General features: G+C 64.2%; 23 protein-coding genes and 2 pseudogenes. 13 read left to right on the plus strand and 12 right to left on the minus strand.

Features of this window, described 5'->3' with window-relative positions; all coding sequences use genetic code 11:
• Window positions 1-2: 2 nt before the first annotated feature.
• Window positions 3-791, minus strand: coding sequence for an EF-hand domain-containing protein (locus AC0L20_RS05620; protein ID WP_473287747.1), 789 nt, complete (start codon window positions 789-791; stop codon window positions 3-5).
• A 251-nt stretch (window positions 792-1,042) separates the two neighbouring features.
• Between AC0L20_RS05620 and rpe the strand changes: the two genes are divergently transcribed.
• From rpe to AC0L20_RS05640, 4 genes are all read left to right on the plus strand, one after another.
• Window positions 1,043-1,744 (plus strand): ribulose-phosphate 3-epimerase, encoded by a 702-nt coding sequence (gene rpe / locus AC0L20_RS05625; RefSeq protein ID WP_473287748.1) that lies wholly within the window; start codon window positions 1,043-1,045, stop codon window positions 1,742-1,744.
• Window positions 1,745-1,894: 150 nt separating this feature from the next.
• On the plus strand, window positions 1,895-2,035 hold the full coding sequence (locus AC0L20_RS05630) for a hypothetical protein (protein ID WP_007602382.1): 141 nt from the start codon (window positions 1,895-1,897) through the stop codon (window positions 2,033-2,035).
• A 4-nt stretch (window positions 2,036-2,039) separates the two neighbouring features.
• Complete coding sequence (locus tag AC0L20_RS05635) at window positions 2,040-2,216, plus strand: hypothetical protein (protein WP_473287749.1); 177 nt, start codon at window positions 2,040-2,042, stop codon at window positions 2,214-2,216.
• 21 nt (window positions 2,217-2,237) lie between these two features.
• Window positions 2,238-2,429, plus strand: a complete 192-nt coding sequence (locus AC0L20_RS05640) for a hypothetical protein (RefSeq protein ID WP_007602380.1) — start codon at window positions 2,238-2,240, stop codon at window positions 2,427-2,429.
• A gap of 24 nt (window positions 2,430-2,453) precedes the next feature.
• Here the strand turns inward: AC0L20_RS05640 and AC0L20_RS05645 are convergent, their stop codons facing one another.
• From AC0L20_RS05645 to AC0L20_RS05665, 5 genes are all read right to left on the minus strand, one after another.
• On the minus strand, window positions 2,454-3,878 hold the full coding sequence (locus tag AC0L20_RS05645; protein WP_473287750.1) for a protein kinase domain-containing protein: 1,425 nt from the start codon (window positions 3,876-3,878) through the stop codon (window positions 2,454-2,456).
• Between the two features lie 6 nt (window positions 3,879-3,884).
• Complete coding sequence (locus AC0L20_RS05650; protein WP_473287751.1) at window positions 3,885-4,625, minus strand: metallophosphoesterase family protein; 741 nt, start codon at window positions 4,623-4,625, stop codon at window positions 3,885-3,887.
• A 116-nt stretch (window positions 4,626-4,741) separates the two neighbouring features.
• A complete protein-coding gene (locus AC0L20_RS05655; protein WP_473287752.1) occupies window positions 4,742-5,347 on the minus strand; it encodes a hypothetical protein in 606 nt (201 codons plus the stop codon).
• Complete coding sequence (locus AC0L20_RS05660; protein ID WP_473287754.1) at window positions 5,340-6,026, minus strand: hypothetical protein; 687 nt, start codon at window positions 6,024-6,026, stop codon at window positions 5,340-5,342. Before AC0L20_RS05660 ends, AC0L20_RS05655 begins: the two co-directional genes overlap by 8 nt.
• Window positions 6,023-6,793: a MotA/TolQ/ExbB proton channel family protein gene (locus AC0L20_RS05665; protein WP_473287755.1), complete on the minus strand. Its 771-nt coding sequence runs from the start codon at window positions 6,791-6,793 to the stop codon at window positions 6,023-6,025. The genes AC0L20_RS05660 and AC0L20_RS05665 overlap by 4 nt, the downstream gene beginning before the upstream one ends.
• Before the next feature lie 179 nt (window positions 6,794-6,972).
• Here AC0L20_RS05665 and AC0L20_RS05670 point away from each other — a divergent pair, with 179 nt between their 5' ends.
• From AC0L20_RS05670 to AC0L20_RS05685, 4 genes are all read left to right on the plus strand, one after another.
• A complete protein-coding gene (locus AC0L20_RS05670; RefSeq protein ID WP_473287756.1) occupies window positions 6,973-8,343 on the plus strand; it encodes a sensor histidine kinase in 1,371 nt (456 codons plus the stop codon).
• 7 nt (window positions 8,344-8,350) lie between these two features.
• Entirely contained in the window at window positions 8,351-9,001 is a 651-nt protein-coding gene (locus AC0L20_RS05675) for a response regulator (RefSeq protein WP_473287757.1), read from the plus strand.
• 234 nt (window positions 9,002-9,235) lie between these two features.
• Complete coding sequence (locus AC0L20_RS05680; RefSeq protein ID WP_473287758.1) at window positions 9,236-10,273, plus strand: MBL fold metallo-hydrolase; 1,038 nt, start codon at window positions 9,236-9,238, stop codon at window positions 10,271-10,273.
• Between the two features lie 100 nt (window positions 10,274-10,373).
• A complete protein-coding gene (locus AC0L20_RS05685; RefSeq protein WP_473287760.1) occupies window positions 10,374-10,673 on the plus strand; it encodes a hypothetical protein in 300 nt (99 codons plus the stop codon).
• A gap of 61 nt (window positions 10,674-10,734) precedes the next feature.
• Here the strand turns inward: AC0L20_RS05685 and AC0L20_RS05690 are convergent.
• A pseudogene (locus tag AC0L20_RS05690) lies at window positions 10,735-10,870 on the minus strand (TetR/AcrR family transcriptional regulator); the annotation flags it as partial.
• Between the two features lie 176 nt (window positions 10,871-11,046).
• Here AC0L20_RS05690 and AC0L20_RS05695 point away from each other — a divergent pair.
• Entirely contained in the window at window positions 11,047-12,243 is a 1,197-nt protein-coding gene (locus AC0L20_RS05695; protein ID WP_473287761.1) for a calcium-binding protein, read from the plus strand.
• A gap of 140 nt (window positions 12,244-12,383) precedes the next feature.
• Here the strand turns inward: AC0L20_RS05695 and AC0L20_RS05700 are convergent, their stop codons facing one another.
• Window positions 12,384-12,971, minus strand: coding sequence for a TetR/AcrR family transcriptional regulator (locus tag AC0L20_RS05700; protein WP_473287762.1), 588 nt, complete (start codon window positions 12,969-12,971; stop codon window positions 12,384-12,386).
• A 582-nt stretch (window positions 12,972-13,553) separates the two neighbouring features.
• Here AC0L20_RS05700 and purB point away from each other — a divergent pair.
• Window positions 13,554-14,861, plus strand: coding sequence for an adenylosuccinate lyase (purB, locus tag AC0L20_RS05705; protein ID WP_473287763.1), 1,308 nt, complete (start codon window positions 13,554-13,556; stop codon window positions 14,859-14,861).
• Window positions 14,862-14,968: 107 nt separating this feature from the next.
• The gene (locus AC0L20_RS05710) at window positions 14,969-16,141 is read left to right on the plus strand and encodes a M20 aminoacylase family protein (RefSeq protein ID WP_473287764.1); all 1,173 of its coding nucleotides are present in this window, start codon (window positions 14,969-14,971) and stop codon (window positions 16,139-16,141) included.
• A 150-nt stretch (window positions 16,142-16,291) separates the two neighbouring features.
• On the opposite strand, the pseudogene AC0L20_RS05715 reads toward AC0L20_RS05710, so the two are convergent.
• The 4 genes and pseudogenes from AC0L20_RS05715 to AC0L20_RS05730 all read right to left on the minus strand — a co-directional run bounded on the left by AC0L20_RS05715 (window position 16,292) and on the right by AC0L20_RS05730 (window position 23,562).
• Window positions 16,292-17,613, minus strand: a pseudogene (locus AC0L20_RS05715) (LVIVD repeat-containing protein).
• A 162-nt stretch (window positions 17,614-17,775) separates the two neighbouring features.
• Window positions 17,776-19,608, minus strand: coding sequence for a caspase family protein (locus AC0L20_RS05720; protein ID WP_473287765.1), 1,833 nt, complete (start codon window positions 19,606-19,608; stop codon window positions 17,776-17,778).
• A gap of 26 nt (window positions 19,609-19,634) precedes the next feature.
• On the minus strand, window positions 19,635-21,488 hold the full coding sequence (locus AC0L20_RS05725; protein WP_473287766.1) for a caspase family protein: 1,854 nt from the start codon (window positions 21,486-21,488) through the stop codon (window positions 19,635-19,637).
• 166 nt (window positions 21,489-21,654) lie between these two features.
• Window positions 21,655-23,562, minus strand: a complete 1,908-nt coding sequence (locus AC0L20_RS05730) for an acyl-CoA synthetase (RefSeq protein WP_473287767.1) — start codon at window positions 23,560-23,562, stop codon at window positions 21,655-21,657.
• A 260-nt stretch (window positions 23,563-23,822) separates the two neighbouring features.
• On the opposite strand from AC0L20_RS05730, the gene AC0L20_RS05735 reads away from it, so the two are divergent.
• Both AC0L20_RS05735 and AC0L20_RS05740 read left to right on the plus strand, forming a co-directional pair.
• Complete coding sequence (locus tag AC0L20_RS05735; protein WP_473287768.1) at window positions 23,823-24,920, plus strand: SecDF P1 head subdomain-containing protein; 1,098 nt, start codon at window positions 23,823-23,825, stop codon at window positions 24,918-24,920.
• A 278-nt stretch (window positions 24,921-25,198) separates the two neighbouring features.
• Window positions 25,199-26,005, plus strand: coding sequence for a Crp/Fnr family transcriptional regulator (locus tag AC0L20_RS05740; RefSeq protein WP_473287769.1), 807 nt, complete (start codon window positions 25,199-25,201; stop codon window positions 26,003-26,005).
• Window positions 26,006-26,014 lie beyond the last annotated feature (9 nt).

The following is a 26,014-nucleotide window of genomic DNA, read 5'->3' on the forward strand; positions in this document are numbered from 1 at the left end:
GGTTACACGCTCATCGACATCGATGAACCGGCAGCCGCTGAGGCGCCTTGTCCCTGCCCGCCCTGCCGCTGCATCAACTGCGCGAACAGATCGTACGCCGAATTACGGGGGCTGGAGGCGCCCGGGACCGTCGTCGACATCTTGAAGCCGTCGGCGTAGGTGACGGTGGTGGTGGTCGAGCCGTCGGCGCCGGTCGTCGAAGTCGAGGTCGAGCCGCCCTTGGCCTGCGAGGAGGAATCCGAGCCGCTGCCGGAGGCATCGCTCGCACCCTGCGCGTGATGGTGGCCGCGATGGCCGCTCTTCAGCGCCTTCGACATCTCATCAAGGCTGACGCTGCCGTCGGTATTCGAATCGAGCTTCGAGAAAACGTCGTCGGCCTGCGCGAGGTTGGTGCCGCCGGCGCCGAGCGCATTCTCGAATTCCGACTTGGTGATCTTGCCGTCACCGTCGCCATCGATCTGCGAGAACAGATCCTTCAAGGCGGCCTCGCGGCGCGTCGAGGACGTCGAACTCGACGAGGTCGAGCTGGCGGCGCTGCCGGTGCTGTCCGAGGATTGGCTCTGCGCGGCGAACAGCGCGTTCATCGTCTCCGGCGAGATCTGCGGGGTTTTGCCCGCATTGACCGACGAGGTCGCGCCGGTCGTGCTGTTGCTGCCGCTGTCGATCGCGAACGGATTGGTCGCAGGCTTTTGCGAGGACCCCGTCTTCTGCGTCGACGAGGACGATTTCGAATTCGTCAGCGACTGGATCGCGTCGAGCGCGCTCGATACGGCCCCAAGAGCGAACAACATTGCACAACTCCAACCGATGCGGCATGCCGCGGCCAATGTTCTGTTCAGGTGAAGTCAGCAAGCGCCGTGCCAGCGCAAAAAGCTCAATGAAATCCGCTTTCACCGCGCTTTGCACGGCCCGGGAACACCGGCAATTCATGCCGGTCGCGGCAGAAATTTCCGCCCACAGGAAGCACGCCGCCCCTGCATTGCCCGGCTGAGAAGCCCATGTTAGGCGAGTCCATCTTTCACGGCCGCCACGGGAAACCGCCATGACCCAAGCCTTCGCTCCCCGCCCCCTGGCAATCGCGCCTTCGATCCTGGCCTCGGATTTCTCCAGGCTCGGCGAGGAGGTGCGCGCCGTGGACGCCGCCGGAGCCGACTGGATCCATCTCGACGTGATGGACGGGCACTTCGTTCCCAACATCTCGTATGGCCCCAACGTCATCAAGGCGATGCGCCCGCACACCAAGAAGATCTTCGACGCGCATCTGATGATCTCGCCCTGCGATCCCTATCTGGAGGCCTTCGCGAAAGCCGGCTGCGACCACATCACCGTGCATGCTGAGGCCGGTCCCCATCTGCACCGCTCGCTTCAGGCGATCCGCGCTCTCGGCAAGAAGGCCGGCGTTTCGCTCAATCCGGGCACGCCGATCAGCGCGCTCGAATACGTTCTGGACCTGGTCGACCTCGTGCTGGTGATGTCGGTCAATCCCGGCTTCGGCGGCCAAGCCTTCATCCCCTCCGCGATCGGCAAGATCCGCGACATCCGCGCGATGACGGCGGGCCGTCCGATCGACATCGAGGTCGACGGCGGCGTCGGCGCCGACGTCGCAGGTCCCCTCGCCGCAGCCGGCGCCAACGCCTTCGTCGCGGGCACGTCCGTGTTCAGGGGCGGCACGCAGGACGCCTACAAGACCAACATCGCCGCGATCCGCAACGCCGCCGCGGGTGCACGCGGCGAGGCGATCTGAGGGCCCGCGCAGCTCCACAGATGTGCGGCTTCTACGGGTGTTGCGGCGCGCAATGCCTAAATTTGCAACCTTGATCCGTACTCCTCCGGGCTTCCCTGATTCGCGCAAATCACCGCTAGTGATTCTTGCCTGTTTTCGCGGGAGCACATCATGACGACGACCCTGGTTTGGACTGGCGTGGCGTTGTGGCTTGGTTTTTGTGCGTTTGTTGTGTTTGGTCCATCGGCTGGACCGGTGAAGGTCTCGGCTCGCTCGACCCGCATCGCTCGTCGCGACTGGTATCGGGCCTGACCCCATGCAGATCGCGCTCGTGAAGCGTCAGCCGAAGCGCCGGTGCCGCATCCCGCGGCGCCCACATCCTGACCTCGATTTTTTCTTCGGTCGGCTCGAACGCACCGAAGGCGAGATGCGCGACGACACCGGGCCCGAGACGGACCAGGATCACCCGCTCCGGTCACCGCGCCGGCATTGAATTTTTTTCTGGACCAAGCTCATGAAGCCGCATTGCCCGAACTGCCTGAAGGAAATGACCAAGGCGTCCGCGTCGCGTAACCTGTTCAACTGCGAGCCCTGCCGCGAGATCATCCAGTTCTTCGGCGGCAGCGCGGATCACGGCGAGCCCGGCCCGCAATTCTCCTGGCCGATCCGCCGCAAGCGCTCCGTCCACACCGCTCACGCGGCCTGAACCTCCAGGATCCAGAGCGCGGCGCTATCCGGCCTCCTCGCCCGCATCCGCTGCCATTCGCGGCGGCCGTACCACGGTGACGGTGCAGGCCGCTTCCGAGGCCACCTTGGCCGAGACGCTGCCGAGCAGCGTGCGCCTGAACGAGCCCTGCCGCGCGCCGATGATGACGTGGTCGACGTGGTTGACCTCGCAAAACTCCAGGATGGCCGCCGCGGGATCGACGGCTTCCAGCACGTGAGCCGACAGCCGGCTCTCATCCAGCTTGAGCGGAGTGGCCCAGTGCCTGAGCGCCACCAACCGGTCGATATGCTTGTTGGAGCCCTGCTCATCCAGCGTCCTGTCGATCGCGATGCGGTTGAGCTTCAGCACGTTGAGACATGCGAGCCGCGCCGACGGCAGCGTGGCGAGAATGCGTTCCGTCGTCATGCGCAGAGCCTCGTTCAACTCCGGCTCGCCTTCCGCCGTATCGAGCGCGACCGCGACGATCGGGCTGGATGCGAGCTGGGCTGCGACATCCGATTTCGCGCGGGGCGCCATGACACCCTGGTTGAACCGGCGCCGCCAGGCGACGCTGAGCGGATCGCGCTTCATTCGCTCCGAGCGCATCGTGAGCCTGACCTGGTCCGGATGGGTCAGATCGAAGGCGAGTTGCGACGCCGTCGGATAGCGCCGCACCGGCTCGATCTCAAGGCACCGCAGCACCACCTCCTGGAGCCAGGGCGGATAGTCGGCGCGCAAGCCGCGCGGCGGGTGCGGATCGCGCCACAGCCGGCGCCGCATCGCACGCAGCGTCTCGCCCTCGCCGAACGGCCGCTCGCCGGTCGTGAAGAAGTAGAGCAGCACGCCAAGCGAGAACAGATCGCTGCGCGGATCATCGCGCACCCCTGATAGCCGTTCCGGCGCCATATAGGGCGCGGTGCCGTAAGGCAGGCGGAATTCCTCCTGCAACAGGTCCGGCAGATGGTTGTGATGCGACAGGCCATAGTCGATCAGCACCGCCTCGCCGCTCTCGCGAAACATGATGCTGCTCGGCTTGATGTCGTGATGGATCACGTTCTGCCGGTGCAAATCCGCCAGCCCCGTCGCGATCCTGGCGACGAGTTGCCGCGCCTCGTCATACGGCAGCGGCAGGTCGGGCAACCGCTTGTAGAGCGTGGTCCCGGAGATGCGCTCGATCACGACATAGGCCTGGTGGGCGAAATCGCCGGTGCCGAAGCTTGAGGGCACGTGCGGCCCGGCCAGCCGCGGCAGGATCATCATCTCCATTTCGAAGGAGACGATCGCCGCGGGGTCCTCGCCCTCCGACACCCGCGGAATCTTCATCAGCAGCGGCACGTCGATGCCGGGATGGGTGACCGTCCACAGCGTCGCCATGCCGCCGGCATGGACGCATTCGCCGATCGTGTAGCCGTCGATCTCTGCGCCTGATTTGACGAGGGGTTTCGGCATCGGCCTCTAGCGCCCCTGCGACAGCCGGTCGGCGAGCCAATGCGGCAGGCCGTTCTCACGGATCCGGTTCGCGGCCGTCTCGACATCGTAGGGCGCGCGGCAATAGGTGATCAGGCATGAGACCGTGTCGAACAGCGCGAAAGCCGCGGATGGATCGCTATCGCGCGGCTGGCCGACCGAACCAAGCACCGCAAGCCATTGCCGCCCGCGCAGCAGCGGTACGGAGACGTCGGTCTTGGGCACGAGTCCCGACATCTTCGCCGTCACCGACATCGAATAGATCGCCGGGCGGTGGATGTGGCCGCAGAAGGTGACATGAGCCGGCGTCGCGATCAGGCTTTTGGCGGCGTCCGCCGTCGATCGGACATAGTGCCAGCTTCGAGGACTGGAGGCTTCCGAATGCACGAACAGGCGATCGCCGTCCTCCACCAGCATCGGCAATTCTGCCAGGAACCGCCGCTGCGCGGTGTCGAGCCGGCCGCGGGTCCATTCGATCGCGATTTGCGCCTCGGCATTCATGGTCTCGGCCGAGGAATTCACCGCCTGGTCATGATTGCCGCGCACCGCGACGGCGCCCTGGGCAACCAGCTCCATCGCGGTATCCACTACCCATTCCGGATCGGCGCCATAGCCGACGAAGTCGCCAAGCAGGATGAACCGCTCGGCGCCACGCGCCCGCGCGACTTTCAGGCACGCCTCGAACGCCTGCCGGTTGCCGTGGATATCCGAGAAGACAGCGAGAAGCACGCACCCTCCACCCTCGAACCCTATTGGGAGCCGATAAGGCCAAATTGAGGGAGGTCAAGAACATGCGCCAGCGGCGCGCGGTTTGCCAGCGCTGCCCTGTCGCGATGGTGAAGAGCCTATTGCTCGTCCTTCGGCGGCATCCGGGGCGGCGGAATCGGGGTGAACACGGCGCCCTGCGCGCCGGCCGGTGGCGCCAGGAATTCGCCGGTCGAGGAATCGCCTCCGCTCGTCTCCAGGATGGTCTTGGGCGTCACATATTCCCTGACCATGTCGATGAGGCTGCCATCGCCGCCGCCGAAATCGGCGGCCCGGCCGCCTTGCGGATGTCCCAGCGCGATCTCGTTCTCCGCCGCATGGGTCTTGTCGGCCAGCCTGTCATTGTAGGGCACACGAAAGGCGCGCGGTATGCCGCTCGGGCGATTGTCCTCGTCGAGCTGCTCGACCCAGAGATAGATCGAGCCGGGATCGCCTTCCAGCGAATGCGGCTCGACGATGCGGGCCTTCAGCAGCTTGAAGGAGGCCGGCAGCCGGCCGGCGCTGGCCCAGCCGAGCAGCCCGCGCATTTCCGTGAAGCTGACGACATAGAAGGCGCTGGTCACGACCACCGCAACGGCCTTGATCGACCAGTGCAGCCGCGCATAGACCAACACGACCAGCAGCAGCGCGCCGATGACGGCGTAAGCTATCGATAGCGTAAGGATGACCGTCTGCAGGCTAGTCACGGCGCACTCTCACAGCGTTCCTGCTCACGCCAGTGCTCGGGTCGAGATCGGCGCCGTTGCGCCAGCCGCTGCGAAACGTCTCCAGCAGCGATTTCGGCCGCTGATCCACATTGACGACCTTGCCCTCCGCATCGAGCCGGAACCGCACCGCGGTCTTCTCGTCGCCGGTGTGATCGACCGTGAACTTGTTGTCGAAGACCACCTGCGCCGTGGGATTGAGCTTCTGCACCTTCACATTGGCCGTCACAGGCTCGCCGGTCGTAGCCACGAAATGTGAGACATTGACGGTGTATTCGCCGGGAACGATGCCCCGCACCGTGACGATCTCCTCGCGGATCGGCGAGGCGATCTTCTTGCCGTTGACCACGATGAAATCGTTGGCTCCGCCGCGGTCGTCGCGGTCGAGCGTGAGGAAGCCGGCCTCGCGGTGGCGGTACCAGGCGATGTTGCCCACGGGATCCTGCACGAACAGGTCGAGATCGTCGGGATGGCTGTCGGGCCAGTCCAGCGTGATCATGAACTCGGCCTTTGAATCGATCTTGCCGTCCTTGGCGTCCGGCGAGACCGCGAGCAACGCAAGGAAGAACAGAAAAGCGATCACCTGGAGCGCCTTGAACAGCATCACGCCCAAGGGATCGAACGGCTCCTCGCGCGGATAGAGACCGAAATCATCCATCATGTCGCGATTCCAGCGCCCTTGCGCTCCAGCACCGGCGTCACATAAGTCTCGGTCAGCACCACCGCATCCGAGAACACCTTCTGGGTCGCGGCATCCAGCATGTAATACTGGATGCGGACCAGGATCGAACCGACCAGGCCCGCCAGAGTCGTGTACATCGCGACCGCCATGCCGTCGCTCATCAGTCCCATCGAGGATCGCATCGCGACCTTGTCGGCGGCATCCAACCCCGCAATCGGCGCCAGCATGATGATGAAGCCGACGATGGTGCCGAGCAGGCCAAGCTTCATCAGCGTATCCGAGACGAAGGCGCCGAAGCCGTTGGAGCCGCGCAAGCGGTCGGCGAGCGTCCGCAGCAGCAGCGTCTGGTCCACCGGGCGGTAGTCCTGCGCGGCCGCCTTTGTCACCAGGCTCTCGATATGGTCGCGAACCAGGCCGCGCGGCAATCCGGTCGCGCTCGCATCGAGCACTTTGCCGCCCTCGGGCGCCGCGAGCAGCGCGCGGCAGCGCCGGGCCGCCGCGCCCTCACGGGCAATGGCCCGCGTACGCAGGAAGCAGTGACCGCAAGTTAGGACATAGAGCAGCGCGATCACGCTGGAAATGTAGGTCCGGTCCGAGGTCAGCATCAGACGGACCAGGCCGAACCGCCATAGCAGCACCACGGCGAAGATCGAAAGCCCGGTGAAGATCATCCAGAACAGGAGCGCGCTGCGCTCGGATGGGTCGGCAGCAGACCCCGCAATCGGCCCAATCGTCATCGAACTCATGCTGCACCGCTCCTGGCCGTGAATTCCGCCCATTAGATCAAAGCCGTCGCGCCCGGTCCAAAGAGCCATGCCCAATCCGGCTTGGGAAATTTGCCCGAGCTGCCATCTTGCCGTGCCTCGCAATTGGCAAGGCGCGGCGGCGTTGTTAGGCTGACCTTACCAAACTTTGGGGTGATCGCATGCGCCTTGTGCTTCAGCTTGTCGCCCGTCTGCTTCTCATCGTCGCGCTTTGCCTCGGGGCGGCGACCATCTGGGCCACGTTCGACGCCTATCGCAGCGTCGACCGGGCGACTGCGGCCTCGGCGCAGCGGGTCGCCCAGGCGCTGCAAGCCCTGTACTGGCGCGAATTCTTGTTGCGTAGCAGCAGAACACGCGAGCAGCTTCTGCCGGTTCCGGAGTGGCGCACGCTGGAGACGATGAAGCTGATCTCACCCGGCGTCTGCGTCGAATTCCAACCGGCCATCGCATTCGAAAAGCCGCTCTGCGGCCAGAGCGAGGGCCTCGGCAAGGCGCCGCCGCGCTGGTTTGCGTCGATTGTGCCGACCTTCCTCGGCAGCCATGCCGAAGCGATACGGCCCGTCAGTCCGCGTGCGGCGACCGCCGGAACGGTGGTCGCGACGCCGGATGAAGCAGCCGCCATCTCGCTCGCCTGGGAGTACATCCTCAACGTGATCGACGTCGCGCTTTTGATGGCGGCGGCGATCGCGCTACTGGCCTCGCTCGCGATCGCGCATGCGCTGGCGCCGGCGCGCACCATCGTCACCGCCTTGCAGCGCATGGCCCGCGGTCAGTATCGCACGAAATTGCCGCGCTTCCGCTCGATGGAACTGGCGATGATCGGCGGCGCCGTCGACGCGCTCGGCACCCGACTGGAAGAAGCCACCGAACAGCGCGCGGCGCTGACGCGGCGCCTGATCGAGATCCGCGACGACGAACGCCGCGCGCTCGCCCGCGAGCTGCACGACGAGTTCGGGCAAAATCTCTCGGCCATCCTCGCCTTCGCCAACACCATCGAGACGGCGAGCACGAAAGCAGACAAGCGCGACGACATCGTGCAGGACGCGCGGATGATCTCGCAGGCCACGCATCATCTGATGGCCTCGCTGCGCGACGCGCTGAAGCGCCTGCGCAATCCCCTGCCCGTCGAGCTTGGACTGGAGGCGAGCCTCGTGAATTTGGTGGATAGCTGGCGCTCGCAGAGCGCGGCGCGACCGACGATCCAGCTCGATCTCAAGGGCGACTTCACCGACATCAGCGGCCCGGCCGCCACCACCGCCTATCGCGTCGCCCAGGAATGCCTGACCAACGCGTTGCGCCACGGCGCGGCACGGGAGATTTCGCTCAGCGTGGAACGGCGCGCGGGCGACGACGATGCGTTGCTGATCCGTGTCGAGGACGATGGTGGCGGCGACGCAGCACGCGTCAAGCAGTCGGCCGGTTTCGGCCTCACGGGCATCCGCGAGCGCGTCGCAGCGGCCGGCGGCTCATTCTCGATCCTGCCCGCCCGAGGCGGACTCAGCGTCGCCGCCACCATCCCGCTCGCCGCGTGAGGCCGGCATGAACGAGATTGCGGCAACAGGCATCTCCGTGCTGCTGGTCGACGACCATCCGATCGTGCGGCAAGGCTACCGGCGCGTGCTGGAAAGCGAGGGCGATCTGCATGTCGTGGCGGAAGCCGACAACGCCGCGGATGCCTACAGCGCCTTCAAGGCGCGCGATCCCGACGTGGTCTTGCTGGATATCTCGATGCCCGGCGCGAGCGGGCTGGAAGCCATCCGCAACATCCGTGCGCGCAGCCCGCGGGCGCGGATCCTCGTTTTCACCATGCACAACGAGGCCGTGCTGGTGAAGGCAGCCTTCAGTGCCGGCGCCAGCGGCTTCGTCACCAAGAGCAGCGAGCCGTCCGCGGTCGTGTCCGCGATCCGCAGCGTGGCGCGCGGCGAACGCGCGATGAGCGACGACATCGCGCACATCCTGGCCGAGGACAGCCTGTCGGCGGGCTCGGCGCTCGATCAACTGGGCGAACGCGAGATCGAGATCCTGCGCCAGTTCGCCGGCGGCGCCACGACCGAACAGATCGCGGCGCATCTCAATCTCAGCGTCAAGACGGTGCAGAACTATCACTATCTGATCAAGACCAAGACCGGCGCGCGCACGGATGCGCAGCTCGTGCGATTGGCGGCCAATTGTGGGCTGACGAAGATCTAGAGGGTGACGGCGTGCCGTTTGCTGCGACCACAATATCTGGTTCCCGACTGGCCACCCCCAACGAAGGTCTCCAAGTCTCTCTTAGATTGTGCTAGGCTCCGCCACAGGCACGGCATCAAGCGGCCAGCGGATGTGTGTCCGGCTCCGATCTTTTGTCGAGAGCCAATTTGGACGGCTCTCGAGAGCCGCCCTCGTTCCCGTTGTATGTCTTGCACGACAACAGGAGACGCTTTCATGAACATCAGGGACAGTCTTCTTGCAGCACTGATCGCCTTCAGCGCTTTCGCGGCCGGGCTCACCGAAAGCGCGGCAGCTGACGCGAAAAACCAGATCACGATTCTCTATGACGCCTTCGGCACAGATGAGGCGATGACGAAGGACTGGGGTTTCTCCGCCCTTGTCGAAATCGCGGGAAAACGCATCCTGTTCGATACGGGTAACGATCCCGAAATCTTCGCGGCGAACGTGAAGGCCAAGGGAGTTGATCTCTCGGACCTCGACTTTGTCGTTCTGTCGCACCGCCACTCCGATCACATGGCGGGCTTGTCCTACCTCCTGAGCATCAATCCAACCGTCAAGATCTACGCGCCGAAGGAAGGATTTGGCATCTACGGCTCGTCTCTGCCTTCCTCCTTCTACCGGAAAGACGAGGCCTTGCCGCCGGAGATGCGGTACTATGCAGGCAAGCCGCCCGCGGTGATGAAGTTCGGCACCGCGTGGGCCCACGCGAACTTCGAACTGATCGATCAGACCACCGAGATCGCTCCTGGTATCACACTCATCTCGCTGATTTCCGACGCACCGGGGACGAGAGAACTCAAGGAGCTGTCCTTGGCCGTCAACACGGCCGACGGCATGGTCCTTCTGGTCGGTTGCTCGCACCCCGGGATCGAGCGCATCGTCGAAGCGGCGACGGGTATCAATCCCAGGATTCATCTCATCGCGGGAGGATTTCATCTGGTCGTCGCACCTGACGAAGCTATCGCGAAAGTCGTTACCGCCCTAAAGGACAGGTTCAAGGTGGAAAGCGTAGCCCCGGGACATTGCACCGGTGAGCCGACTTTTACCGCGCTCAAGAAGGCTTTCGGCGACAACTATCTCTACGCAGGCCTCGGCACGTCGATTCCGGTTGCAACGGTTGCGGGCGTGAATGTCAGACGCGGGGAAGGTCCGACACTTGACGACCTTGCGACCTATCGCAAATTCGCGGGGCGCGAAGACCCGTTCGGCATATTGCAGTTGCGCAGCTCGCGTTTGGCGCCCGCGCTCTAGGGCGCCGGCGTGGCTCGCACCTTTAGATCATGTGTGGCCGAGTGGGATTGGAACTGACGCCGTCGCGCCGAGGTTAGTAGCGGAGTGAGGGAGTTGCGCCATGAGTAAGGCTATCCGCGAAGCCATCCATCATCCCCCGATCATCACTGTCGGCGAGCTCATCGATGAGCTCTGCCGTCTGCCAGACACAGCGACGATCCAATTCCACTGCCCCATTCTCGAACAGGAACTTGCGTTCTACCGCCTTCGAAAGCGGTCAAAGGACGTGGTCGAAATCGAAGTCAATACCTATCCGGAAAGCCCGTCGGTCGTGCCATCGGCCAACGCCGCCTTACGTCCGCGGAAAAAGACCCATCATCCGCGCTCGCTCGGCAATGGCAGCGTTGCCCATAAGGTCTGAGATAGAACCGCGACAGGTCACGTCAGGTGTGACGGCTTCGGAACGCGTGAAGGAAGTTGGCCTACGCCTTCAGCCCGCGTAGCGCGGGCGTCGCATCGACACGCGCGGAGAGATCGGCGTCCTTCTCGTCGGCGTGGGGCCGGATGGTGGAAGCGAACAGTCGCATCGAAGATGGCGCGCGCGGTAGACTTGACGTCGGTCGAGTTCCGCCACGCTGCGCCGAAGTTCCTTCGGTCGCAATGAATCCAACCCAAAGCAAATCTCCGCCATCAACTCCGAGCAGATTCAACGTCAAGCGCGGCCACAGCGCGTCTCGCAAAGAGCTCCGCTGCTTTCAGGCCCCGCGACTGAAATGAAATCGGAGTGAAGCGACATGCACCAACTGCCAAACGACACTATCGCAGTCACCCTGCCGGACTTCGGTCAATCCATGACCGTGCTCGGAGATCCCGGATTGGCAACCGATGACTGGGGCGGAAACGATGCGCTGACGGCAGCCATATCGAGTCTCAACTCGAACGTGACGCTCGTTGGGGAAGACCTGGTGGCCATGCATGGCAATTCTCACGGAGGAAACGACAGTCTCGTGGTGAACGTGGATGGCGGCTGGGATAGTGCCGTCGCCGTTGGTGATGCCCAATCCATGGCGGACAACACCCAGGGCGGTAACGACACCCTCAATGTCGATGCCCACAACTCGCTCTACACCAATGTTTATCTCTATGGCGACGTCCAAGGCGACATGTCGGGCAACGCGGAAGGCGGAAACGACACGCTGACGGCGTCGACCGGATGGAGATCGTTGGGGTCGCTCAGCGGGGACGCTGGTGGTGCCATGAGCGGCAATGCGCACGGTGGGAATGATACGCTGAGCGCGACGGACTATGGGATAAATGGCGGCGGCGACGCACTCAGCGGCGATGCCACTGGCGCCATGACCGACAATGCGGTCGGCGGAAACGACATCCTGACCTTTGCGGCGAGCAGCGACGCCCAGCTCGGAGGAGGAAGCCTGTCGGGCGATTCCGGAACGTCCATGTCCGACAATACCCAGGGCGGGAACGATATCCTCACTGCCGTCGTCGATGGCGAGCGAGCTGCTTTCAGCACGACGTTGTACGGCGACGCTCCCACGATGTCGGGCAATGCTCACGGCGGGAACGACATTCTCACCGGCGGATCGAGCCCCGATCGCCTGGCGGGCGATGCCATGAGCTACGCGCCTTCCTCACCCGGCTCGATCACCGGAGGCACGGATTCCCTCAACGGTGGCGGCGGCAATGATCTCCTGTGGGGCGGCCCGAACAACGACACGTTCGTGTTCAACACGGGCTCCGGCCAGGACATCATCAACGACTTCAATCAAGGAAACCAGGCTGTCGGCAGCACCACCAGCGAGCATGACCTGATCAACCTGCATGACTACGGCTTCGCGGACTGGGCAGCCGTCTCCAGCCTCATCGGCGACAATAGCGCTGGCGATGCCGTGATCCACCTCACCGCCAGCGATACGATCACGTTGGACGGCGTGCACACGGCGGCCCTGCATCCAACGGACTTCGTCATCTGACGACTCAAACCCTCGCAGGATGATGGGATGGTGGTCACGACAGAATCGTCGAGGCCAGGCCCGTCATCCTGCCGATCGCCAAAGTCATGAGCAGGAGCGGATCAAGCCCCAAGCTGCGATGCCGCGCAGGCTCCGCAACCTCACGCCGCCTTCAGCCCGCGCAATACCAGCGCCAGCGTCGCATCGACGCGCGCCGCGAGATCGGCGTCCTTCCATTCGTCGGCATGAGCCGGATGGTGGAAGCGGACGGTCGCGTCGAAGATGGCGCGTGCGGTGGCCTTGACGTCGTCCACGGCGAACACGCCCTGCGTCACGCCATCGGACAGGATCGCCGCGATCTGGTCGATCATGGTGTCCTTGTGACATTTGACGGCTGCACAGGCCTCGCGCGCCAGGGTCAGATAGGTGTCGAACATCTCGGGGTCGTCGAGCACGCGCGAACGTTTGGCGGCGAACAGCGTGCGCAGCCAGCGGTCGAGCCGCGCCGGCGCCGGACCCTGCTCTTCGGCGAGCTGGCGTAAGGGCGCGTCTATGCGGTCCAACCAGCGTTTGGCGACGGCCTCGCGCAATGAGGCCTTGCTCGGGAAATGGCGGTAGACGCTGCCATGGCTCACATCGAGCGCACGGGCTACGTCGACCACGGTGGCCTTGGCGAGTCCGTAACGCCGCAGCACGTCCTCGGTGACTTCGAGGATCCGCTCCGGCGTCAAGATAACGGCTTCGTTCATGCCAGCACCATGTTCCCGTTGAGGGTTCAGTTACCCGCCGACGGAGCTGCTTCCGAAGCGCCCGTGCCGGTCGTTTCGGAAAGCTCTCGCCTTAATGAGGCAGTTTTGCAGCCTGCGCCGCGATCTGGCGCGCCACCAGTAAATTGAGCCAGTGCCCAATCGTCCCGGTCAAATTGATGATTTCGGTCGTCATTGTCGTAAGTCTCCAATCAATTGGCGGTCCCCGTTGTTCAATTGCGACCCTCAATCCCACATTTGCTTGGGACGTCGGGCTCCCGGGATGCCGCCAGACGCCCAATCGGAGCGTCCGAGAATGGATATACACGTCTCGCTGACAGATTTCAATATCTGTCAGTCAATGATCCGTGATTGACAGTTAATATCTGCGGGCATCCCTCTTGAGACCGGCCACCCATCGCCCTACCGCCGCCGGGCCGATGATCCTGTCCAGCCCAATCATCCCCCGCTACGTTGCCGGTGCCGTTTGTTTCGCCCTCCCTGCTCTGCTAGATCACGGCGTAAAAAACATTTTGGCAGGTCGCCCCCTTCTGGGTCGCCCGCCCACCTTCCTGGAGCAGTCCAATGATCCCCCGCTATACTCGCCCGGAAATGGCCTCGATCTGGGAACCGCAGACCCGGTTCAAGATCTGGTTCGAGATCGAGGCGCATGCGGCGGACGCCCTTGCCGAGCTCGGCACGATCCCCAAGGAGGCCGCCAAAACGGTCTGGGCCAAGGCCAAGGACGCCACTTTCGACGTCGCCCGCATCGACGAGATCGAACGCGAGACCAAGCACGACGTCATCGCCTTCCTCACCCACCTCGCTGAGATCGTCGGCCCCGAGGCGCGCTTCGTGCATCAGGGCATGACCTCCTCCGACGTGCTCGACACCTGTCTCAACGTCCAGCTCACCCGCGCCGCCGACCTGCTGCTCGCCGACCTCGACAAGGTGCTGGCGGCGCTGAAGAAGCGCGCCCTCGAGCACAAGATGACGCCGACCATCGGCCGCAGCCACGGCATCCACGCCGAACCCGTGACCTTCGGCCTCAAGCTTGCCTATGCCTATGCGGAATTCTCGCGCGCCAAGGAACGCCTGATCGCGGCGCGGAAGGAAGTCGCGACTTGCGCCATCTCAGGTGCGGTCGGCACTTTTGCCCAGATCGATCCGCGCGTCGAACAGCATGTTGCCAAGGCCATGGGCCTCGTCCCCGAGCCGATCTCGACGCAGGTCATTCCCCGCGACCGCCACGCGATGTATTTCTCGACGCTCGGCGTGATCGCTTCCTCGGTCGAGCGTTTCGCGGTGGAGATCCGCCACATGCAGCGCACCGAAGTGCTGGAAGCCGAAGAGTTCTTCTCCGAAGGGCAGAAGGGTTCGTCGGCGATGCCACACAAGCGCAACCCGGTGCTGTCGGAAAACCTCACCGGCCTGTCGCGCATGGTGCGCGCCTATGTGACGCCGGCGCTGGAAAACGTCGTGCTCTGGCACGAACGCGACATCTCGCACTCTTCCGCCGAGCGCATGATGGGCCCCGACGCGACCGTGACGCTCGATTTCGCGCTGGTGCGCCTCGCCGGCCTGATCGACAAGCTGCTGGTGTACCCCGCCAACATGCAGAAGAACCTCGACCGCCTCGGCGGCCTCGTGCATTCGCAGCGCGTGCTGCTGGCGCTGACGCAGAAGGGCGCGAGCCGCGAGGACGCCTACAAGCTCGTGCAGCGCAACGCCATGCCGGTCTGGCGCGGCGAAGGCGACTTCCTCCAGCTCCTGAAGAACGACGCTGAAGTGAAGAAGTATCTCACCGACGCCGAGATCGAGGAGCAGTTCGACCTCGGCTATCACTTCAAGCACGTCGACACGATCTTCAAGCGCGTGTTCGGCGAAAGCTGATCGTCATTCGTAGCCCGGGTGAGCGCAGCGATACCCGGGACTTCCCTCACAAAGATCCCGGATGTCGCTTCGCTCATCCGGGCTACAAATCAAGGCGGACCTTCCTCATGCCCATCGTCAATCGCGTTGCCGCCCTCTCCGACGAAATGGCCGCCTGGCGCCATGACTTCCACGAGAACCCGGAGCTGCAATACGACGTCCACCGCACCGCCGGCATCGTCGCCGACCGCTTGCGCGAGTTCGGCTGCGACGAGGTGGTGACGGGGATCGGCCGCACCGGCGTCGTCGGTGTGATCCGCGGCCGCAAGTCCGCCTCCGGCAAGACCATTGGCCTGCGCGCCGACATGGACGCGCTGCCGATCATGGAGACGTCGGGCGTCGCCTATGCCTCCAAGGTCCCCGGCAAGATGCACGCCTGCGGCCATGACGGCCACACCGCCATGCTGCTCGGCGCCGCCAAATATCTCGCCGAGACCCGCAACTTCGACGGCACCGCGGTCGTGATCTTCCAGCCCGCGGAAGAAGGCGGGGGCGGCGGCAAGGCGATGGTCGAGGACGGGCTGATGACGCGCTGGAACATCCAGGAGGTCTACGGCATGCACAACATGCCGGGCCTGCCCGAAGGCCATTTCGCCACCACGCCCGGCGCGATGCTCGCCTCCTCCGACAACATCCAGATCACGGTCCACGGCAAGGGCGGCCATGCCGGCGCGGGTCCGCACAAATCTGTCGACAGTGTGCTGATCGGCTCGCAGATCGTCAATGCGCTGCAATCGATCGTGTCGCGCAACGTCGACCCGCTCAAATCAGCCGTCATCTCGATCACGCAATTCCACTCCGGCACGGCCTTCAACATCATCCCGGAGGTCGCCGAGCTCGGCGGCACCGTGCGCACGCTCGACCCTGAGGTGCGCGATCTCGTCGAGCGCCGCATCGGCGAAGTCGCCGACAGCGTCGCCCGCGCCTATGGCGGCTCGGCCGAGACGAAGTACACGCGGATGTATCCGGTGACGATGAACCATGCGCGCGAGGCTGGCCTTGCCGCCGACGTCGCCCGCGACATCGTCGGTGCCGAGCGCGTCAACGACAAGTTCATTCCCATGATGGGCGCCGAAGACTTTTCCTTCATGCTGGAAGCGCGCCCCGGCGCGATGATCCTGGTCGGCATGGGCGACGGCAACGAGTGCCACCACCCGGCCTATGTCTTCAACGACAACATCCTGGGCCATGGCGCGTCCTATTGGGCGCGCCTGGTGGAGACGCGGATGCCGGCAGAGTGAAGCTGCAATCGCCGCACTCGTAGCCCGGGTGAGCGAAGCGACACCCGGGACAGCTCTCACCAGATTTGCAGCAAGGTCCCGGATATCGCTGCGCTCATCCGGGCTACGATTCCCCGTCTCATGACGTGAACAGAGCCTCCTGCCCATCGCTCATCCCTGATATTGCAGCACGTGCATGCCGGCGTTCCAGTCGGAGACGAACATCAGCCCGTCCGGCCGGACATAGGCGTCACAGGTCTTGGCCGCGAGCGCGACGTTCGGGCGGGGGTCGATGAGCTTTTTCGGTGTCGGCGGCACCCAATACGCGATCTCCTTCGGTGAGAAGGCGTCCCTGATGTCGAACACCCTGACGCCGGCATTGTTGTAGGTCGCGAAGATCGTCTCCTCGCTCTGGAACGAGCCCGGGCGGTTCTCGTGCAGATTATGCGGCCCGAAGGTGCCGTTCGTGCAGAAGTCGCGGTCGCGTGGGGTCGGCAGAGTTGCAATCGGCACCGGGTTTCCAGGCGCCCGCACGTCGAGGACGAACGTATGGAACAGGCCCTTGGCGCAATTGTCCGCGTTCGCTTCGTCCGCGACGATTGCGAGCTGTCGCTTGGGCAGCGGCAGCGGCGTATGCGTGCCGCCGGCGAAGGGCGGCGACCAGTTGATGTGGGACAGTAGCTTTGGATTCGTGGGATCGCTGATGTCGTGAATGGTGAAGCCGCCATCGCGCCAGGCAGCGTAGCCGCGATCACCCGCCGTGATCATGTGATGGAGCGCAAAGCGTTTGCCCTTCGGCGTCGCCGGCTCGCCGGCCGCGCGGTTCATGCCCGGCAGCCACCATTTCGCGACGATCTCCGGCTTGTTGTCTTGAGATCGACCACGCAAAGGATGTGGTCGGTGAACCCGTCGAGATGCGCCGACACATAGGCATAGCGGCCGCCCGGCCACCACAGACGGTTGATGCCGAAGCCGGGCATTTCGAGGAACGCGATCTCGCGCATCTCGTTCGGCTTCGAGATGTCGTGGATCGAGAGGCCGGAGCGGAATTTCTTGGCCTTGGTGATGCTGTCGACCAGCGTGTTCTCGAAATAGCCGCGCATGTTGTCGTAGGACTGCATCGCGACGATGTTGGCGCCGTTCGCAAGCAGCAGCAGGTCTTCCGCCACCTGTAAATGATGGGTGCGGGTGTATTGTCCTGCGGTGAAGAAATTGACCGGCTTCAGCGCACGCGGATCGGATGCGTCCAGAATCGTCACGCCGTCGCTGAACATGTGCCCGACATAGACGTGCTGCCGATTGAACATCACCTGCACACTGTCGGGCCGTCCGCCGATGTCGCTATAGGAGACGTGCTTGATCCCCTTGCCGATGCCCTCGGGAGGAATGTCTGCCTCCGAAGCCTCTGCCGGCCTCGACCATCCTGACAACGCGGCGGATCCGACCACGGCCGACAATTGCTGAAGATGGCGGCGGCGAGAGAGTTGTGGCATGGATTTCCCCCATTTTTTCGGGGAATGATGCTCGCTTGCGGCGAGGCATGCAAGCCTTGTGTCATCTGCCCTCACCTGCAGCGCACCATCTCATGCAGCATCACGAATGGATACCGGCGGCGTAGGATTTACGCGCTCCACCGCATCAACTTAGCCCGGCTCTCAATTGCACACCTCGTACGACCCACCGGCGGCCGCGTTTGAGGCGGCCCTGCCGGGGATAAGCCCATTGACGAGCCGGCATCCTTTCTGCACTGGACGACAGCCCGCCGAATTGCAGAATATCTGTCCGCTTGCCTCGGGCTTGGACGGCGAAGATTCGGTTGCCTTCCGGTCCGTGTCCCGCCTCTTCGAATCCTCGCGCGTCGCCACCGGCTTCTTCTCCGGCACTTTCTCGCATTCGTTGTCATCGCCGACGTGATAGCCTGCCCGGCAGGTGATCTTCGCGCATTGATCGCCGTCGGCCTTGAAGCCGAAATTGCACACCAGCGGGCAGACCCGTCCCGGCTTCGCCTTCAGCGCATCGAGCGCGTCGACGCTCGCAAGCTTCGCGTCGAATTGAGTGCCGGCATACTTGTTGAACAGCGTCAGCGAGCGCTGCGTCGCGGCGTTCCAGTCGCCGTCAGCTGCGGCCGAAAGACAGCCGACCCGGCGTAGCTCGCTCTGAACAGACTTCGTGAGATCGCCGGACGGCGGGGAGCTTGGCGGCGGCGACAGCGCGGCGACCTTCCTGCTTTCGGCGTCAGCCGCCTGCTTGTCCGTGGCCTGCTTCGCTGCGCCCTCAGCCGCCGCCTTCTCCATCGCTCGCTTCTCCGCGAGCGACTTGGCCGCGGCAGCTTCCGCCGCCTTGCGATCTCGTTCGGCCGCCTCCGCTTTGGCCTGCTCGATCTGCTTGGCTTTCTCGGCCGCGATCCTCGCCTCTTCCGCGGCTTTGGCAGCTGCGGCGGCTTTCTCCTGCTCGGCCTTCTGGGCTCGTTCGGTCGCGAGCCTCGCCTTCTCCTGTTCGGCCAGACGCGCCTTCTCTGTCGCCACCGTGCGATCCTCCTCGGCGGCGATCTTCTTCAACTGCACGCGGGCGAGGTTGGCGTAAAAGCCGTCCGGATAGGTCTGGAGGAATGCCTCCCAAGCCTCGCGCAGGCCGGCCTGAAGGGCAAGCTCGTAGTCTTTGCGCACACTGTCCTGCGGATTTGCCAGCGGACCGGCTGCGGCGGCCGGCCTTGCCGGCACCAGCGGCACATCGCTGCCGCCCAGGGAGCCATAGACATACGGCTCCTGCTTGTTGCCGGTCTTCTTCAAGACGTCGTCACGGACAAACCCGAACGCCTTGCGCAAATCGAGCCCGGGCTTCGGCAGATGATCGGTCAACGCGACCGCGAACGGGCTGTTGCGGGAGTCGCCATCCGACGCCGTCGATCCCGCCTTGGCCGCAAAGGCGATCATCGTGTTCGGACTGGTCGGCTCGACCTTGGCAAGCCCGCCGCCAATCGCGCGCGAGGCCAGGGTGCGCTTCATCGTCTTGGCGAAGGGATTGTCGCGGCACGCATCGAGGATGACGAGACGGAGTTGTTTGGCCGGTTCGACCGCGTACAGCGCGCGGTCGAGCGCGATCGTCTCATCGAGGACGTCGCCGTCGGTTTCCAGCATGGCATCGGTCGGAACGAGGTAGTTGCTGCCGTCCAGCTCGATGCCGTGGCCCGCATAGTAGATCACCGCCATGTCGGCATCGCGCGTCCTGGCCGCGAATTCGCGCAGCGATCGCCGCATTTCGCTGGCATTGAGATCCAGCCTGATCTCGACCGTATCGAAACCCGCATTCCTGAACATGCCGCCGACCAGCCCGGCATCGTTCACCGGGTTCGCGAGCCGCGGCGCGTTCTTGTAGGCGGAATTGCCGATCACGAGCGCAACGCGCTTCTCGGCCTGCGCCGGCGCGCAGGTGCAAAGAGCCGCAAATATGAATAGGAAGAAATATCGAGCGATGTTCACGCAATACATCCGCGGGTTTTGGATTGACTTTGCGATCAGTTGCAGACCTCTGCACCAGATATCCGTGCCTCCGCCGAACCAGCTAGGGAAGTACTAGCTTGCAGACGACAACCCGGTCGAACGGGACGGCAGCCAGCGCTGTTGCAGTAAATTTGTCCCGATGACTTGGCTTGAGGCGATGGCGGCGAGGAGTCGCCCTGCTTACGCTCAGCATCCCGCTTCTTCGCGTCATCCCGCGTCGCGACCGGCTTCTTCTCCTGGACCTTCTCGCAGTCGTTGTCGTCGCCGACGCGGTAGCCGGCGCGGCAGGTGATCTTCACGCATTGATCGCCATCCGCCTTGAAGCCGAAATTGCAAACCAGCGGGCAAACCCGTCCGGGCTTCGCTTTCAGGGCATCGAGCGCGTCGACGCTTGCGAGCTTGGCGTCGAATTGGGTGCCGGCATATTTGTTGAACAGGGTCAGCGAACGCTGCGATGCTGCGCTCCAGTCGCCGTCCGCGGTGGCGGACAGGCAGCCGACGCGGCGCAATTCACCCTGCACGGATTTTGTCAGATCAGCCGCCGACAATGTGGATGCCGGCGCCGGTGAAAGGGCTGCAACTTTTTGCTCGACCTCAGGCATCTGCCGATCGGCCACAGGCTTTGCCGCCTGTTCCGCCTTCTCGGCGGCCTGCTTGGCGGCAAGCTCGGCCTTCGCTTTCTCCGCCGCCTGCTTCTCGGCCTGTGCTTTCGCCGCGGCGGCTTCGGCCAGCTTGCGCTGCTGCTCCGCCGCGTCGGCCCTTGCCTGCTCGATCTGCTTTTGCTTCTCCGCTGCGACACGTGCCTCTTCGGCCGCCTTGGCCGCCGCGGCCGCCTTGTCCTGCTCGGCCTTCTGGGCGCGTTCGGCAATGAGCCTTGCCTTCTGCTGCTCGGCCGCAGTCGCTTTTTGCTCGGCCGAGGCGCGCGTCTCTTCGGCGGCTATCTTGTTCATCTGGCCCTTGGCCAGATTGGCATAGAAACCTTCGGGATATTGCGCCAGGAACGCTTCCCAACCGTCGCGCGTGGCAAGCTGCAGCGCGAGCTCGTAATCCCTGCGAATAGAATCCTGCGGATTGGCCTGCGGACCGGTCGCTGGCGGCTTGGTCGCGACCAGCGGCACATCGTCGCCGCCGAGGGAGCCATAGACATAGGGCTCCTGCTTATAGCCCGTGCTCTTGAGCACGTCGTCGCGCACGAAGCCGAACGCCTTGCGTAAATCGAGGCCCGGCTTGGGCAAGTGCTCGACCAAAGCGACGGCGAACGGGCTGTTCCTGGAGTCACCGTCGGACGCGGTCGAACCGGCCTTTGCGGCGAAGGCGATCATGGTGTTGGGGCTGGTCGGCTCGACCTTGGCAAGCCCGCGACCGATCGCGCGCGAGGCCAGCGTCCGCTTCATGGTCTTGGAAAATGGATTGTCGCGGCAGGCATCCAGGATGATCAGGCGCAGCTGCTTGGCCGGCTCGACTGCGAACAGCGCGCGCTCGACCGGGATGGTTTCGTCGAGCACGTCGCCATCCGTCTCCAGCGTCGCGTCGATCGGAATAAGATAGTTAGTGCCGTCCAGCTCGATGCCGTGACCGGCGTAATAGATCACCGCCATGTCGGCATCGCGGGTCCTGCCGGCGAACTCACGCAACATGCGCCGCATCTCGCTCGCACTGAGATCCAGCCTGACGTCGACGAAATCAAATCCGGCCTTCTTGAACATGCCGCCGACCAGAGTGGCATCGTTGACGGGGTTGCCGAGCTTGGGCGCGCTCTTGTAGGCGGAATTGCCGATGACAAGCGCAACCCGCCGGTCTGCATGTGCCGGTCCGCAGGCAAGGCCAATGGCCAAAATCAACAAAGCAAATAACCGAAACGGAATCACTTGCGTCCCCCCGGATGCAATTCCATGAGACTATTCGGTAGCATCGCCGATTGCCAATTCTTCCTATGTGATGCTTGTCACATAGGGAGCTCTATCGGGGGTATGGCTAATGCGGCGAAGCGTCGCCCTGCTTTCGAGCTGACACCGAAGCCGTCTGTTGGGTCCGTTACATTTGCAGCACCTCGTGGCGCATCACGAACGGTGCAAGCAATGCGTGCACCTCGCGCGCAACCGCCTCGCGCTGATCCGCCGGCAGGCCCGCCAGCGTCACGGTGGCGATCGAGCCGTGGCTGCCGTGAGCGCCGACCGTGACCTTGCAGTCGATGCCGCGCTCGGCAAGCGGTGTCAGCACCTTCGTGAACACGCGCTGGGCTGCGTCCCAGCGCAGCTGCGGCTTGAACACTTTGCCGACGCCGGTCACCGGCATCGGATCGATCGGGATGACCTGCACCGGGACAGCCGCGCGTTCCGGCGTACGCTCGCGCACCCATGTCTCCAGCTCGCCCGGTTCGACGGTCGCGCCGGGCTTCAGCTGCACATACCCCACCGGCAGTTCGCCGGCATAGGCGTCGGGCTGACCGACCACCGCGGCAAAGCCGACCGCAGGATGCCGGAACATGATCTCCTCGATCGGTGCCGGATCGATGTTGTGGCCGCCGCGGATCACGAGATCCTTGGCGCGGCCGGTGATCCAGAGATAGCCGTCGGCATCGAGCCGGCCGAGATCGCCGGAATTGACCCAGACCTCGTCGACGAAGGCACCCTTGTTGTGCTCGTCGTTGAGATAGCCGCCGAACACGCCGGGCCCGGCCATGATGACGACACCGATCTCGTCCGGCGCGCAGTCGCGGATCAGCTTGCCCTCGCCATCGAGCTGGACGATGCGGACTCGCGCATAGGGCATCGGCAGGCCGACCGAGCCGAGCCGGATCGGGCGCGACGGATAGGCCAGCGTGTGAACGCTCGAGGTCTCGGTCATGCCGTAGACCTCGACGACAGGCAGCTTGAGCTTGTCCTGGATCGCAGACCCCACCGCGACCGGGATCGCGGAGCCGCCACCGGCTGCATATTTCAGGCTGGAGATGTCGGCATTCCCAGGCGGCACCGCGAGCGTTGCGGCGAGTACCGTCGGCACGCTCGACAGCGCTTCGGGCCTGAAGCGCTCGACCAGTTGCCAGATGTTCTTGACCGCATTCGGATTGCGCCATCCGCTCGGCGACAGCACGACCAGCGAACCGCCCGCCGATAGCGTCGTCAACACCTGCGTCAACGAGCCCCCGACGTGAAACAGCGGCATGCCGAACAGCATGTTGGCGCCCGGCTTCGACTCCAGCAGCAGATTGAGCGCCCAGGCCTGATAGACTTGGTTGGCATGCGTGTGCCGCACCAGCTTTGGCGTGCCGGTGGTGCCGCCGGTGTGGAAATAGGCGGCGATGTCGCTGCCGAGAATCTTGCGCCCGGTGATAAGGCGGTCCGAAGGCTGCGGCTTGATGAGGTCGTTGAAGGCAAAGATTCCTGTCGCCGGATCGCCACCGCCGAACACCTGCACGATCGCCTTGAGGTGCTTGAGTTGCGGCCTGATCTGCTCGACTTTCTGCCAGATGTCGGTGCCCGGCATCGGCCCGAGCGCCACCAGGACTTTTGTATTCGCGGCCTCCAGAATTTCCGCGATCTGGTGCGGCTCCAGGAGCGGATTGACGGGATTGGCGATGCCGGCGGCCTCCGCGCCGAACAGCGTTACGAAGGCGTCCGGCACCAGCGGCAGCATGAAGCTGACGACGTCGCCCTTCTCGACGCCGAGCGCGTGAAACATGTTGGCGGCCTGCGTGACGCGCGCGATGAAATCACGGTACGTCACCACGACCGGCGTGTCGGCGGGATCGGCGTTTTGCAGGAACTGGAGCGCCGGCCCGTCGGGGTTACGGGCCGCACCCAGCCTGATGGCGTCGTAAGTGCTCTCGGCCGCGACGCGATCGACGTAAGGGACCTGCTCGAAGGCTCGAACCTCTGCGTCCGTTGCCAGGTCCGGATAGTCGTTGCCGATGAAGCGATCGAGCGCGTGGATGCCCGCCATGGAATTCCGTCCTCCCTCAGATGCATGTCCCCGCGCCCTGTCTTTTGACTTTTTGGGTTGGCGAGACCTCGACCGATGGCCGGCCGAGCAAGGGCAGAATGATCGATGATTTGGCGTTCGTCCATGACCTAACGGCCGCCGTAATCGGGCTCTGGTGAGAGGCTTTTGAACCTGCGCGCCCGATCCGGGGACCAAGAACTGGCATTGGACTCACATGCCGGTGTCCTTGCCAGCGCCCTGGCGCAAGACTTGAGGTGATCATGACCACGCCCCCGCGGGATTGCGCCACCCGGCTGTTCATCGCGCTCGCCGTGACAGCAGGGATCATGACATCGGTGCTCGCCCTGCCCCGCCCGGCACACGCCGAGGACGGCCAGATCGACAAGATGCGCGCCAAGATCTCGGCCTTCATCAGCGACAAGATGGAGAAGCTCGGCGGGTCACGCATCGTCTACAAGGTGGACACCGATGGCCTGCGCGAGAGCGTCGTTACGGATTTGCGCGACGACGTCTACAAGAACCTGCGCGAGGGCAAGATCGCCTTCTCCGGTCTTGCGATCCGCGACGGCGGCGTCGAGTTGAAGATTGCCGACGTCAAGGGCCGCGAGCAACTCGCACGCAAGCTCGCGTCGGCCGCGGAAGGATTGCCGTCGCATGCACTCGCCGTGACTGACGGCGGCGACGGACTGGTCAGGCTCGCGCCGACCAATGCGGCATCCGCCACGCGGTTGCACGAACTCGTCGAAGATGCCATCGCCATGATCGAGCAGCGTCTGAAGGAGGCTGGCGTCCAGCTCGCCAGCGTCCAGCCCGATGGCACCGACCGCATCCGAATCTTCCTGCCCGGTGTGATGGAGCCCCAGCGCGTCACCGCAGTCTTCGCCCGAAGGGTCAAGGTCGGCTTCCACCTGATCGACCTCTCCATGCCGCCGGAGCAGGCGCAATCCGGCACGCCGCCGACAGGCACGGAAGTCCTGCCCGGCTTCAAGGACAAGAGCCTTTATCTGGTCGCCAAGGACAGCGTGCTCGACGGCGACGACATCAGCTATGCGGGCCCGGGGTTTGCAAGCGCCACAAAAGAGCCGATCGCCTCGTTCCGCTTCAATGGCCGCGGCACGCGGCGCTTTGCCCATATCACCGAAGAGAACATCGCAAAGCCCTTCGCCATCGTGCTCGATGGCAAGGTGATCTCCGCCCCCGTGATCCGCGAGCCCATCACCGGCGGCTCGGGCCAGATCTCCGGCAATTTCACCCTGGAGGAAGCAAACAGCGTCGCCATGCTGCTGCGCGCCGGTTCGCTGCCGGGGCACCTCAGCCTGGTCGAGCAGCAGGTCGTGCCGCCCGCCGCCAAACCCTAAGAGCGGGGATCGCCCCACGCCCACGCCTAGTCCCGCCCCGCCCTGTCCGGCGCCGAGGTCCACCACGCCGAGGCTCGTCCCCGGTGACCCCCGAATCGCGGGCGCGCCACGGCCATACGCACCGCCAAACAGGCAATTGCCGAAACGCCCGATCAGGCTAAAATTTGCCTCTTGCGGCACGGCGGCCGAAAGCTTCATTCAAGCGGTCGTCGTTCGATTTCGGCTATAGGTGTCGAGAAGACCGACCGTGACTGAAGGCCTTACGCGGGGATAGTACCATGCCGTCCGGCAGCGCAGACATTTCGTCGATCCTCGACCGCATTCTCGAGGCGGCGACGGATAACCTCAGGATCGCGAAGATCCTGGTCCAGATGGGCCTCGATCCGAACAACGTCACCTATGACTCGATCTTCAATCGGATGCTGGAGATCTTCGTCCAGAACATCACGCTGGCCAATATGTTTGCCGCGGTCGGCGCCGGCTTCTTCGTCGCCACGCTCCTGATGCGGACGATGGTTCCGTTGCGCGTCGCCAACATGGTCGGCTGCGCGTTCTTCGCCGTCTTCGGCGCGCTCTCTGCCAACGTCTCGACCTTCTTGCTCTATCTCCTGCTGCTACCGATCAACGCCTTGCGCCTGCGGCAGATGCTCAAGCTCGTCAAGAAGGCGCGCCATGCGGCCGAAGGCGACATGTCGATCGAATGGCTCAAGCCGTTCATGACCGAACGCAAATATCGCCGCGGCGACACGCTGTTCAAACTGGGCGACCCAGCCAAGGAGATGCTCCTTACGGTCACCGGCAAGTTCCTGGTCAAGGAGATCAATATCGAGATCATGCCGGGCGCGCTGATGGGTGAGCTCGGCTTCCTCACACCGGGCAACCGGCGCACAGGCACGATCGAATGCATCGAAGACGGGCAGGTGTTGACGATCACCTATGACCGGTTACTCGAGATCTACTTCCAGGATCCGCAGTTCGGCTACTACTTCCTGGTGCTGACCAGCCAGCGGCTACTGCAGAACATCGAGCGCCTCCAGACGCAGCTGGCGTCGGAGCGGGCGGCCACCACGAACAGGATCGCGTGATCGAGTGCG

Source organism: Bradyrhizobium sp. Kon58, assembly GCF_055807455.1.

Excerpts from the sequence above, each read along its gene's own strand:
- purB (WP_473287763.1), top strand. The coding sequence starts at position 13,554 with ATGATCCCCCGCTATACTCGCCCGGAAATGGCCTCGATCTGGGAACCG.
- AC0L20_RS05695 (WP_473287761.1), top strand. The coding sequence starts at position 11,047 with ATGCACCAACTGCCAAACGACACTATCGCAGTCACCCTGCCGGACTTC.
- AC0L20_RS05685 (WP_473287760.1), top strand. The coding sequence starts at position 10,374 with ATGAGTAAGGCTATCCGCGAAGCCATCCATCATCCCCCGATCATCACT.
- rpe (WP_473287748.1), top strand. The coding sequence starts at position 1,043 with ATGACCCAAGCCTTCGCTCCCCGCCCCCTGGCAATCGCGCCTTCGATC.
- AC0L20_RS05630 (WP_007602382.1), top strand. The coding sequence starts at position 1,895 with ATGACGACGACCCTGGTTTGGACTGGCGTGGCGTTGTGGCTTGGTTTT.
- AC0L20_RS05710 (WP_473287764.1), top strand. The coding sequence starts at position 14,969 with ATGCCCATCGTCAATCGCGTTGCCGCCCTCTCCGACGAAATGGCCGCC.
- AC0L20_RS05735 (WP_473287768.1), top strand. The coding sequence starts at position 23,823 with ATGACCACGCCCCCGCGGGATTGCGCCACCCGGCTGTTCATCGCGCTC.
- AC0L20_RS05740 (WP_473287769.1), top strand. The coding sequence starts at position 25,199 with ATGCCGTCCGGCAGCGCAGACATTTCGTCGATCCTCGACCGCATTCTC.
- AC0L20_RS05700 (WP_473287762.1), bottom strand. The coding sequence starts at position 12,971 with ATGAACGAAGCCGTTATCTTGACGCCGGAGCGGATCCTCGAAGTCACC.
- AC0L20_RS05620 (WP_473287747.1), bottom strand. The coding sequence starts at position 791 with ATGTTGTTCGCTCTTGGGGCCGTATCGAGCGCGCTCGACGCGATCCAG.
- AC0L20_RS05675 (WP_473287757.1), top strand. The coding sequence starts at position 8,351 with ATGAACGAGATTGCGGCAACAGGCATCTCCGTGCTGCTGGTCGACGAC.
- AC0L20_RS05670 (WP_473287756.1), top strand. The coding sequence starts at position 6,973 with ATGCGCCTTGTGCTTCAGCTTGTCGCCCGTCTGCTTCTCATCGTCGCG.
- AC0L20_RS05635 (WP_473287749.1), top strand. The coding sequence starts at position 2,040 with ATGCAGATCGCGCTCGTGAAGCGTCAGCCGAAGCGCCGGTGCCGCATC.
- AC0L20_RS05680 (WP_473287758.1), top strand. The coding sequence starts at position 9,236 with ATGAACATCAGGGACAGTCTTCTTGCAGCACTGATCGCCTTCAGCGCT.
- AC0L20_RS05730 (WP_473287767.1), bottom strand. The coding sequence starts at position 23,562 with ATGGCGGGCATCCACGCGCTCGATCGCTTCATCGGCAACGACTATCCG.
- AC0L20_RS05720 (WP_473287765.1), bottom strand. The coding sequence starts at position 19,608 with ATGTATTGCGTGAACATCGCTCGATATTTCTTCCTATTCATATTTGCG.
- AC0L20_RS05660 (WP_473287754.1), bottom strand. The coding sequence starts at position 6,026 with ATGATGGATGATTTCGGTCTCTATCCGCGCGAGGAGCCGTTCGATCCC.
- AC0L20_RS05665 (WP_473287755.1), bottom strand. The coding sequence starts at position 6,793 with ATGAGTTCGATGACGATTGGGCCGATTGCGGGGTCTGCTGCCGACCCA.
- AC0L20_RS05640 (WP_007602380.1), top strand. The coding sequence starts at position 2,238 with ATGAAGCCGCATTGCCCGAACTGCCTGAAGGAAATGACCAAGGCGTCC.
- AC0L20_RS05645 (WP_473287750.1), bottom strand. The coding sequence starts at position 3,878 with ATGCCGAAACCCCTCGTCAAATCAGGCGCAGAGATCGACGGCTACACG.